Source organism: Flavobacteriales bacterium (genome assembly GCA_020635795.1).
Taxonomy (GTDB): domain Bacteria; phylum Bacteroidota; class Bacteroidia; order Flavobacteriales_E; family Vicingaceae; genus Vicingus.
In genome coordinates, this window is record JACJZD010000004.1 from 107,399 (window position 1) to 118,447 (window position 11,049).

The following is an 11,049-nucleotide window of genomic DNA, read 5'->3' on the forward strand; positions in this document are numbered from 1 at the left end:
GCAAACAAAATGAAGATTTCTTACAATTGGTTAAAAAATTACATCAAAACCGATTTACATCCTGATAAAGTAGCACAAATTTTAACCGATACAGGATTGGAAGTTGAAAGTGTTGAGAAAATTCAAACTGTAAAAGGTGGTTTGGAGGGATTGGTTGTAGGAGAAGTGTTGACTAAAGTTAAACATCCCGATGCTGATAGACTGAATTTAACTACAGTTAATGTGGGTGCTGAAGTGCCTTTGCATATTGTTTGTGGAGCTGCAAACGTAGAGGTTGGTCAGAAAGTAGTTGTTGCAACTATTGGTACAACACTTTACAATGGAGACGATAGTTTTGAAATTAAGAAGTCAAAGATTAGAGGGCAACTTTCTGAGGGGATGATTTGTGCTGAAGATGAAATTGGATTGGGTACTTCTCACGATGGGATTATGGTTTTAGAACCTTCAACGAAAGTTGGAATGTTGGCAAAGACTTATTTTAACATAGAAGATGATTTTGTATTTGAAATAGGATTAACACCAAACAGAACTGATGCAGTTAGCCATATTGGTGTTGCAAGAGATTTAGCTGCTGCAATTAACTTAACTACTGATTGTAAGATAACCAGGCCTTCGGTTGATGCTTTTAAAATTGACAATAACAATTTATCTATTCAAGTAGATGTTCAAGATGTAGAAAAATGTCCTCGATATTCGGGGGTTACATTGTCAGGAATTGAAGTAAAAGAATCACCAGATTGGTTAAAGAATAGATTAAAAGCCATAGGTTTAAATCCAATAAATAATATTGTTGATGTTACCAATTTTGTATTACACGAAACCGGTCAGCCATTACATGCTTTCGATGCTGATAAAATTTCGGGAAATAAAGTTGTTGTAAAAACGGTTGCAGATAAATCAAAATTTATAACCCTTGATGATAAAGAAAGAACGCTTTCTGCAAACGATTTAATGATTTGTAATGAAAAAGATGCCATGTGTATTGCTGGTGTTTTTGGAGGGGCATCATCGGGTGTTTCTACTTCAACAAAAAACATTTTTTTAGAAAGTGCATATTTTAATTCAGTTGCTGTTCGTAAAACAGCTAAATATCATGGATTAAATACGGATGCTTCTTTCCGTTATGAACGTGGTGCAGACCCAGAAATAACGGTTTATGCGCTTAAAAGAGCCATTTTACTCATGCAAGAAGTTGCAGGAGGTAAGGTCTCGTCAGAGATTGTTGATGTTTATCCGAATAAAATAGAGCCATTTAATGTTGAGTTCTCGTTCGAAAATTGCTATCGAATTATTGGTCAGAAATTAGATAAGGCAGTTATAAAAAAAATAATCAATTCTCTTGAAATACATATCGAAAATGAAACTAACGATAGATTAACCTTGTTAGTCCCTGCATTTAAAGCAGATGTTCAGCGAGAAATAGATGTTATTGAAGAAGTATTACGGGTTTATGGATACAATAACATTGAACTTCCTTCTTTGATGAGTTCTGCTCTTGTTTACCGTCAATCTATAGATAAAGATAAGGTGATAAACACCATTAGTAATTTGTTGGTTAGTCAAGGTTTTAACGAAATTTTATCAAACTCATTAACAAAATCATCTTATTATTCAGAAAAAGAAACACTGGTTAAGTTACTTAATCCGCTAAGTAGTGAATTAGACGTTTTGCGTCAAAACCTACTTTTTAATGGGTTGGAATCGGTAGTTTACAATCAGAATAGAAAAATACCCAACCTAAAATTATTTGAAATTGGTAAAACCTACCAAAAGAAAAACGAGAAATTTGAAGAATCATCGTGTTTGAGTATAATAATTTCGGGAAATTTGAATCAAGAAAATTGGAATACAACAAAAACGCCAACCAATTTCTTCCATTTAAAAGGAGTGGTAAATACCATGTTAGAGAAGTTTGGGTTAGATAAGGCAAACTTTGTGTTTAATCAGCAAGGTAATGATGTATATGATTATTTGTTGTCTTATTTATTAAATGAAAAAGAATTACTACAAATAGGAAGAGTTGCTAAAAAAACACAAAAACAATTCGATATCAACAATGAAGTTTATTATGCACAAATTAACTTGGACTTATTTATAAAGCAAGCATCAAAGGTTAAAGTGCAGTATAAAGAAATTTCAAAGTTCCCTTCGGTTCGTAGGGATTTAGCATTGTTAATCGATAACAAAATTGATTATAAGCAGATTGAAGAATTGGCTTTTAAAAATGAAAAAAGACTGTTGAAAGAAGTTAATTTGTTTGATGTTTATGAGGGTAAAAATCTTGAAGATAGTAAAAAATCATACGCAGTTAGTTTTGTTTTTCAGGATAACGAAAAAACATTAACTGATGTTCAGGTAGATAAAATTATTGAAAAATTGATTACTGCCTTATCTAATGATTTAGGAGCTAAGTTAAGATAGTATTAATTTGTTTTTGTTAATGTAGCACTAACATTGTCTACAATTCCAGACCCATCGTCAACTTGATAAGTCAAATTAATGGTTGAACTATTAATCAAAGTTCCTGAACCAACAACATCAAATCCAGATAAATTTTGCTGAAATATAGTAAGGCTATTGCCGCTAGTTTCTATATTACACAAACTTGCTTGAAAGCCTAAGTTGTTGAAATTACTTACAACAATTCTTGTGCTAATGGTAGAGTGAGCAAATATTTCAACTCCAAATGTTGAACTAGAAGTACCAGTTGTTTCTTGACAAACCCAGTTTCCAATAAATACATTTCTTGGGTCAGAAGGGCTTGTTGTGCCAGTAACATTTTTATTGTCATCTTCTTTTGTACAGGAGCTAAAAGCAATACAAATAATGGAAACAAAAGCGAATAATTTAAAATAATTCATAAACAAGGTATTTATTCTACCAAATTAGCAAATCAAAATGAATGCCACAATACAGTAGGGAATATAATTAATTGTTTTATTCGTCTAAATTAAATGATAATTAACCGAGGAAAGCTAATATTTAACCGTTAATTAAATGAGGAGGTAAAATTCTATAAATGGTTTTTTTGTGTTAAAAATAATTTGTATTTTTGACCAAACAACTATAAAAATAATACTAACTAAAAATTTAAGAAAATGAAAAAAATTACTTTATTTATGGGGTTAGTTTTAGCAACTACAATGGGTTTCTCGCAGGTAGTGGTTAAATTAACTTCAGTGCCTTGTAATACAGGGTTAGAAGGTACGTATCCTTTTGAATACGCAGGTGAATTAGATGGTTCATCAACTGATTGGGGCTTACCTAATATTTTTGATGGTAATAATGCTGTTTCTGGTCCATTAGAAATGGTTCAAGATACTGCAACAGGAATGGTTGTAGGTATAGGTACACCTCCCTTGAACAATGTGCCTAAATCAGCTTTAGGATGTACTATTGATTCATCCATGTCAGTTTGGACTCAAGATTTAACAGGTAAAATTGCTGTTGTTTACAGAGGTGATTGTCAGTTTGGTCAAAAAGCATGGAGTGCACAAATTAGAGGTGCAATTGGTGTAATTATTATTAACCATACTGGTGATGCAGTTGGAATGGCTGGAGGTACTTATGGTACAGCAGTTACAATTCCAGTTGTACAAATTGGAAGGGTTGCTGGGGATGACTTGTATTTAGCATTAAACTCTTGTGCTCCAGGTTCAGTAACTGCATTTATTGGTTCTAAAGTTGGAATTTTTAATGACGATATGGGTTCAAGTATTGCTGATATTGTAATGCCAGAAGCTTCTGCCATCCCTGGTGATTTAGCAGTTCCTGCGGCATTAGATTTAGGGTTTTTTGCATTTAACTATGGTGTTAATGCTCAAAATGGTGTTACTGCTACTGTTACAATTAAACAAGATGGTAATACAATTCACACAAACACTTCAGCACCATTAAACTTTGTTGCGCCTGCTGGAACAGTTATTGATACTCAATATTTTGATTTAGGTCAATTTACATTGCCAAATACTGCAAATGGTGTAACCGTTGATGTAGCTACTTATGAGTTTACTTATACGTTAAATATCGCTGGTACAGATGAAGATCCTGCTGATAACATGTTTGTGTTTAACCATAGAGTAACAAATAATGAGGATATTTATGCAAAATCAACAACTAATGCAGCTGGTATCCCTGTTCATTCTACTGCTTACTCTTTAAACGAAACAACTACTCAATATGATGACTGGGAAGCTTGTATTTTATATCGTGGTCCATTTACAGGAACTGTAACAGGTATGTATTTTACAGGGTTACCTGTAGGTACTGATATTGATTTTGAAGTAGTTGAAATTAGAGCTTATGAGTGGAACGAAACAGGTTATACTGATTTAAGTTCTCCAACAGCTCCAACATTTTCTCCATTAAATCAGGTTGCAAGTGGAACTTATTTCTGGGATCATACTTCAAACGGAAACTTAGAAGGACAAATGGTTTTCCAAGCGTTTGATACTCCATTAGATTTAGCTACAACAGCTTCTGTTAATGGTATTATGTTTTGTGTATACAATGCATCAGATTCTGTAAGAATTGGTTTTGATACCAAAGTAGATTATTTTGCTACTGTAAATAATTACTTACAACCAATTTCTCCAGTTAAAACTTTACCAAATGGTGCTGCTGCTACTTGGTACGCTGCTGGTTTTGGTTATGATGCAACTGCTGCAATTGCTGCTGTATTTGATCTCGCTACTTCAGTTAAAGATGAAGTTTCTTCAAGTGTTTCAGCTACTCCTTATCCTAACCCTGCTGCTAACTTATTAAGAGTTCCAGTTAGAAAAGGTGTTCAAGGTGATGTAACTATCGAGGTTTATGATTTAGCTGGTAAGTTAGTTATTTCTGAAAAACAAACTATTGGTAACGAAGCATTAAGAGTAAATGTTGCTTCTATTGCAAACGGTGCTTATGTTTTCAATTTAACATTTGCTGATGGTTCTAAAGATACATTTAAAGTGTCTGTAAACAGATAATATAATCTTTAGAAAAGTACTTTAATATTATTTAAAGCCCCGCAATTGCGGGGCTTTTTTAGTATATATAACCAAGTACAAGAATTAAATTTAGATTAAAATTGACTCCTTACATATTTTTAGTTTCTAGTTGCTCATTACATTTGTTCAATAACAACTAAAAAATTAAAAATATGAAAAAAATTACTCTATTTATGGGGTTAGTTTTAGCGACTACAGTGAGTTTCTCACAAGTAGTAGTTAAATTAACTTCAGTACCTTGTAATACAGGGTTAGAAGGTACGTATCCTTTTCAATACGCAGGTAATCTCGATGGATCATCAACTGATTGGGGGTTGCCAAATATTTTTGATGGAAACAATGCAGTTTCTGGTCCATTAGAAATGATTAATGATGGAACACCAGGAATCGTAACAGGCGTTGGTACGCCTCCCTTAAACAATGTGCCCTTGTCAGCTTTAGGTTGTGATACTAATGGCAATATTACTCAAGATTTAACAGGAAAGATAGCTGTTGTTTATCGAGGAACTTGTCAATTTGGGTTAAAAGCATTAAATGCCCAAAAAAGAGGAGCAATAGGTGTTATTATTATTAATCATACTGGTGATGCCGTAGGTATGGCTGGAGGTACTTATGGTACTAGAGTTACAATTCCTGTTGTTCAAATTGGTAGAGTTGCTGGTGATGACTTATATTTAGCACTTAATACTTGTGCTCCAGGAACTGTTACAGCTTTTATTGGATCTAAAGTAGGAGTATTTACTAATGATATGGGGTCTAGTATTGCGGATATAGTTATGACTGAATCTTCAACAGTTCCAGCTGATTTAGCAATACCAACAGCATTAGACTTGGGTTTTTTTGCTTTTAACTATGGAGTTAATGCTCAAAATGGTGTAACTGCATCAGTGGTGGTTAAAAAAGACGGATCTACAATCCATACTAATACTTCAGCACCATTAAACTTTGTTGCACCTGCAGGCACTGTAATTGATTCTCAGTATTTTGATCTAGGTCAAATTACATTGCCAAGTACTGCTAATGGAGTTACTGTTGATGTTGCTAATTATGAATTTACTTATACTTTAAACATTGTTTCGACTGATGAAGATCCAGCTGATAATATGTTTAAATTTAACTACAGAGTAACAAATAATGAAGATATCTTTGCAAAATCAACGACCAACGCTGCAGGCATACCTGTTCATTCTACCGCTTACTCTTTAAATGAAACAACAACTCAATATGATGATTGGGAAGCTTGTATCAATTACCGAGGTCCATATACAGGTAATGTAACAGGTATGTATTTTACTGGCTTACCTGTTGGTTCAAATATTGATTTCGAAGTTGTTGAAATTAGAGCATATAGATGGACAGAAGCTGGATATACTAATTTAAGTGTTGCTGCACCTACGTTTGCTGCTTTAAATCAAGAAGCGAGTGGTACTTATTTTTGGGATCATTCATCTAACGGAAATTTAGAAGGACAAATGGTTTATCAAGAATTTGACTCTCCGTTTGATTTGTCTACTGTTGCTGGTGCTGCTAACTTGAAAGGAGTTTTATTTTGTGTATACAATGCTTCAGATTCTGTAAGAATAGGTTTTGATACTAAAGTAGATTATTCGATGACGGTAAATAATTACTTACAACCAATATCTCCAGTTAAGACATTAGCAAATGGTGCAGCTGCTAGATGGTATGCTGCCGGTTTTGGGTATGACGCAACAGCAGCAATAGCTGCTAAATTTGATGTTGCTACTTCTGTAAAGAATGATGTAGCTTCAAATGTTGTTGCTTCCCCTTATCCTAATCCAGCTGCTAACTTGTTGAGAGTTCCAGTAAGAAATGGTGTTAAAGGTGATGTGACTATTGAAGTTTATGATTTATTAGGTAAGTTAGTAATTTCTGAAAAACAAACCATTGGAAACGAAGCATTAAGAGTAAATGTTGCTTCAATTTCTAACGGTGCTTATGTTTTCAATTTAACATTTGCTGATGGTTCTAAAGATACATTTAAGGTTTCTGTAAATAGATAATTTTTAAAATGGTTTTAATAGACTTTAAAAGCCCCGCAATTGCGGGGCTTTTTTTATTTTGTTTTTTATTCGTAAAATATTGTAAATTAGCTTCATATTTAATTGAATTATGAAAAAAATAATCCTTTTATTACCATTTGTATTTTTAATTAATACATTCTATTCTCAGGTTATTGTTAAAATCACACAAAGCCCAAACAATCCTTTATTATTAGGAGTAATACCTTCTATTTGGGCGGATCCTTCTGTAACAGGTTGGTCAACTCCTGATATGACGAATGCTACAAATGCTATTGAAGCTGAATTGATGTTTGTTGATGATGCGACTGATACAACCATTGATGTAAATGGAAATCCCACTTGGCAAGATGCATGTGAACCAGTTATAAATGATATAACAGGTAAAATTGCTGTTGTTTATAGGAGTTTTTGTTGGCACGATATTAAAGCTAATTATGCACAACAAGCTGGAGCTATTGGAGTGATAATTATTAATCGTGATCCAGGTCCATTTGCAATGGGAGGAAGTACAGTAGGTAGTAGTGTAACTATCCCTGTAGTATCTATAGGAAGCGATGAAGGTGATGAACTAAGGGATTTTATTGCAATGGGAGGAGTACGTGCATTTATTGGTACAAAAGTTGGGTTAAATGTTAACGATTTAGGATCGAGTCCTGCAAACATTGTGATGGCTCACCATACTTCTATCCCTAGTTTTCTTTCAACAAATGGTACTGAAAATGCCTTAGATTTAGGGATGTTTATCTTTAATCCAGGTTCTAATGCACAAGCAGGAGTAACTGCTTCGGTTGATATTAATTATAATGGTAGCTCAGTTTTTTCTAATTCATCGATACCACTTAGTTTTAATGCACCTGTTGGAGTTGTAGTTGATACTATATATGCTGATTTAGGTGTTTTTTCTCCATCCTCTTGGGCAGCAGGAGAATATAATATTAGATATCAAATCAATTTAACAAATGATGAAGATACTTCTGATAATGTCTTTGAATCTAGATTTTCAATAAGCCCCAATATATATGCAAAATCACGAATTGATTCGTTGTATCAACCTCTTAAGTCTACTGCGTATTCTCTTAATGAGTCAACCACACTATATGATGATTGGGAATCGTGTTTAGTTTTTAAAGATGCTAATGCTAGTAGAGGTATTGTTCAGGGGATGACATTTTCTTGTGCACCAGTAAATGGAGCGATGTCATTCGAAATAATTGAAATAAGAGCGTATGAGTGGAATGATGTGTTTGCTGATTTATCTGTGTCCACTCCAACATTTAATGCTTTGAATCAAGTTGGAGATGCATTTTATTTTTATCCTGATGAAACTGAAAATGGAGTAAATATTTTCTTGCCATTTGACGCCCCATTTCAATTAGTTGACAATCAGAAATATTTATTTTGTGTGTATAATTCAAGTGACGAACTAAGAATTGGTTATGATGTTCAATTGGATTATGAATCTACAGTTAATAACTATCTTCAGCCTATTGCCCCAGTTAAAGTATTGCCTAATGGTCAATCACCAATTTGGTATTGGGCAGGATTTGGTTATGATGCTACTCCATCAATTTCAGTAACTATTGATATGATTACAAATGTTGATGGTGATAACAATATGGTTGTAGAAAACACAATACCTTATCCAAATCCAGCAAAAAATTTAATTACAATTCCAGTAAGAAAGCAAATTAAAGGGCTTGTTAATATTGAGATTTTTGATATGTTAGGAAAGGTAGTTGCATCTGAAAACAATCATTTAGAAAACGGACCAATAAAAATTAATGTAGCTTCAATACCAAATGGAACATATATGGTGAAGCTTGTCTTTGAAGATAATTCAAGCGATTCGTTTAAAATAGCAATTAATAGGTAGGGGTTCCGAGTATGATTGCAATCATAATTTTATCGTCCTTATTTATATAATTTGGACTTTAGAATGGAAAGTTGGTTGTTTATTGTTTTGATAGGATATCCTTTATTTGCAATTTTTATTTTGCTACTGAAGTATTTTTTACATCAATCCAAACAAACTAAATATGTGGTATTGATGCCTATTTTGTTTAGCTCTATATTAGGATTTGGATTTTTAATGTATGCTATACTTAGCTTAGCTTTCTAATAACCATTAAACCATCTCTAACTGGGAGTAGAACATTTTGCACTCTAGGGTCGTTTTGAATTTTGTTGTTAAATGCTAATATGGCTGTTGTGTCTAAATCATCAGGATTGATTTTTTGAATCACTTTTCCGCTCCACAAAACATTATCAGCAATAATATAGCCCCCTTTATTTAACTTGTCAAAAATTAAGTCGAAATAATTACTGTAATTTATCTTGTCGGCATCAATAAATACTAAATCATATTTTTTATCTAAAGTTGGTATTATTTTATTGGCATCACCATAATAACAATTTACTTGATTTTCAATGCCAGCTTTAGAGAAATATCTTTTTGCAATGGTTTCTAATTCTTCATTTATGTCTATTGTATCTATTGAACCATTTTTATCAAGTCCTTCAGCTAAACATATTGCAGAATAACCTGTGTAAGTGCCAATTTCTAAAATATTTATAGGGCCAATCATGTTGCTTAACATACTTAACACCCTTCCTTGCAAGTGTCCTGATAGCATACGAGGATTAATTACTTTCTCCCAAGTTTCATGATTTAGTTCTTTCAATAACTGTGATTCTTCATCACAATGAGCTGATACATAATTATCGAGTTCTTCTGGTAAAAAATTCATTTGATCTATTTTTTTGATTGATAGATTAAGGTACTAATTTGTTCAGGGTTAAAAATCTCATTAGAAATTTCTAGTAGTTCATTTGCTGTTATTCTGTTAATCTTTTCATAAACTATTTCCAAGCTATCGACCTTACCATAGTTTAAAAGACTTTTTCCAATGCCAAGCATCATGTTTACATTATTCTCTTCTGATAAAGTTATTTGCCCGAGTAACTGAACTTTTGCACGATGAAGTTGAATGTCTGAAAATTTTTTTTCTCGTAGAATCTTTAATTCCTTCAATGTTAAATCTATTGATTTCGACAAGTTTTTCTGGTCGGTACCTAAGTAGATGCTAAAAATACCAGTATTGGTGTAACTTGTATAGCTTGATTCAACAGAATAAGCAAAACCGTGTTTTTCTCGGATGCTCATGTTTAGTCGGCTATTCATAGCTGGTCCCCCCAGATAATTATTTATAAGAATAAAACCAGGCTTTTTAATATCGTTAGCTCCGTAAGCTACATTTCCTAAAATAGCGTGAGATTGGTAGTTGTCCTTTTTTAATGTGGTTTGAAACGATTTATAATCACTAAAGTCAGTTCTAACCAGCGGATTTGTTTTGGTTTGTATTGGTTCTAAATATTTTTTTGCAAGTTGTTTGATTTTTTTTTCAGAGACATTACCAATAATGCTAAAAACAATTTGATTTGTAGCATAATTTCTATCAATAAAGTCTAAAATAGATTTGCGATTGAATTTTTTTACGCTTTTTACAGTTCCAAGTATATTTTTTCCTAACGAATGATTTCTAAATACCATTTCTTCAAAATCATCATAAATTTGTTCGTAAGGAGTATCTTGATAAGAATGAATCTCATCTATTACAACATCTTTTTCTTTTTCTAGTTCTTTTTCTGGAAAGGTGGAGTTGGTTAAAATATCAGTTAGTAATTCTGTAGATCGTTCTAAATAATCAACTACAAAAGAAGCATAAACACAAGTTTTTTCTTTTGTAGTATAGGCATTAATTTCACCACCAACACTATCAATTCTATTTAAAATATGGTGTGATTTTCTTTTTTGAGTTCCCTTAAATATGGTGTGTTCAATAAAATGGGCAATACCGTTTTCATCAATATTCTCGTCTCTACTACCAGTGTTTATTATAAATCCACAATGTGCTATTTTACCAGAAACAGGTTTGTGAACTATTCTAATACCATTGCTAAGTTCATATAAATTATACTCCATATAAAATTTGAAAAAACAAATATAAACGCTTTAA

7 protein-coding genes are annotated in these 11,049 nt (G+C 32.6%); 4 read left to right on the plus strand and 3 right to left on the minus strand.

Translation table 11 applies throughout. The annotated features are described in order from the left end of the window. The first annotated feature begins 9 nt into the window (after positions 1–9). Positions 10–2,421 (plus strand): phenylalanine--tRNA ligase subunit beta, encoded by a 2,412-nt coding sequence (locus H6589_10795; protein MCB9175084.1) that lies wholly within the window; start codon positions 10–12, stop codon positions 2,419–2,421. 2 nt (positions 2,422–2,423) lie between these two features. On the opposite strand, the gene H6589_10800 is transcribed toward H6589_10795, so the two are convergent. Continuing rightward, positions 2,424–2,861, minus strand: a complete 438-nt coding sequence (locus tag H6589_10800; protein MCB9175085.1) for a hypothetical protein — start codon at positions 2,859–2,861, stop codon at positions 2,424–2,426. 237 nt (positions 2,862–3,098) lie between these two features. Here H6589_10800 and H6589_10805 point away from each other — a divergent pair, with 237 nt between their 5' ends. The 3 genes from H6589_10805 to H6589_10815 all read left to right on the plus strand — a co-directional run bounded on the left by H6589_10805 (position 3,099) and on the right by H6589_10815 (position 8,906). Continuing rightward, the gene (locus H6589_10805; protein MCB9175086.1) at positions 3,099–4,970 is read left to right on the plus strand and encodes a T9SS type A sorting domain-containing protein; all 1,872 of its coding nucleotides are present in this window, start codon (positions 3,099–3,101) and stop codon (positions 4,968–4,970) included. Positions 4,971–5,143: 173 nt separating this feature from the next. Then, positions 5,144–7,012: a T9SS type A sorting domain-containing protein gene (locus tag H6589_10810; GenBank protein MCB9175087.1), complete on the plus strand. Its 1,869-nt coding sequence runs from the start codon at positions 5,144–5,146 to the stop codon at positions 7,010–7,012. A 109-nt stretch (positions 7,013–7,121) separates the two neighbouring features. Next, entirely contained in the window at positions 7,122–8,906 is a 1,785-nt protein-coding gene (locus H6589_10815; GenBank protein MCB9175088.1) for a T9SS type A sorting domain-containing protein, read from the plus strand. Between the two features lie 229 nt (positions 8,907–9,135). Here H6589_10815 and H6589_10820 read toward each other — a convergent pair whose 3' ends face one another. Both H6589_10820 and H6589_10825 read right to left on the minus strand, forming a co-directional pair. Then, positions 9,136–9,780, minus strand: a complete 645-nt coding sequence (locus H6589_10820; GenBank protein MCB9175089.1) for an O-methyltransferase — start codon at positions 9,778–9,780, stop codon at positions 9,136–9,138. A gap of 5 nt (positions 9,781–9,785) precedes the next feature. After that, on the minus strand, positions 9,786–11,015 hold the full coding sequence (locus H6589_10825) for an insulinase family protein (GenBank protein MCB9175090.1): 1,230 nt from the start codon (positions 11,013–11,015) through the stop codon (positions 9,786–9,788). Positions 11,016–11,049 lie beyond the last annotated feature (34 nt).

Excerpts from the sequence above, each read along its gene's own strand:
- H6589_10800 (MCB9175085.1), bottom strand. The coding sequence starts at position 2,861 with ATGAATTATTTTAAATTATTCGCTTTTGTTTCCATTATTTGTATTGCT.
- H6589_10805 (MCB9175086.1), top strand. The coding sequence starts at position 3,099 with ATGAAAAAAATTACTTTATTTATGGGGTTAGTTTTAGCAACTACAATG.
- H6589_10795 (MCB9175084.1), top strand. The coding sequence starts at position 10 with ATGAAGATTTCTTACAATTGGTTAAAAAATTACATCAAAACCGATTTA.
- H6589_10815 (MCB9175088.1), top strand. The coding sequence starts at position 7,122 with ATGAAAAAAATAATCCTTTTATTACCATTTGTATTTTTAATTAATACA.
- H6589_10825 (MCB9175090.1), bottom strand. The coding sequence starts at position 11,015 with ATGGAGTATAATTTATATGAACTTAGCAATGGTATTAGAATAGTTCAC.
- H6589_10810 (MCB9175087.1), top strand. The coding sequence starts at position 5,144 with ATGAAAAAAATTACTCTATTTATGGGGTTAGTTTTAGCGACTACAGTG.
- H6589_10820 (MCB9175089.1), bottom strand. The coding sequence starts at position 9,780 with ATGAATTTTTTACCAGAAGAACTCGATAATTATGTATCAGCTCATTGT.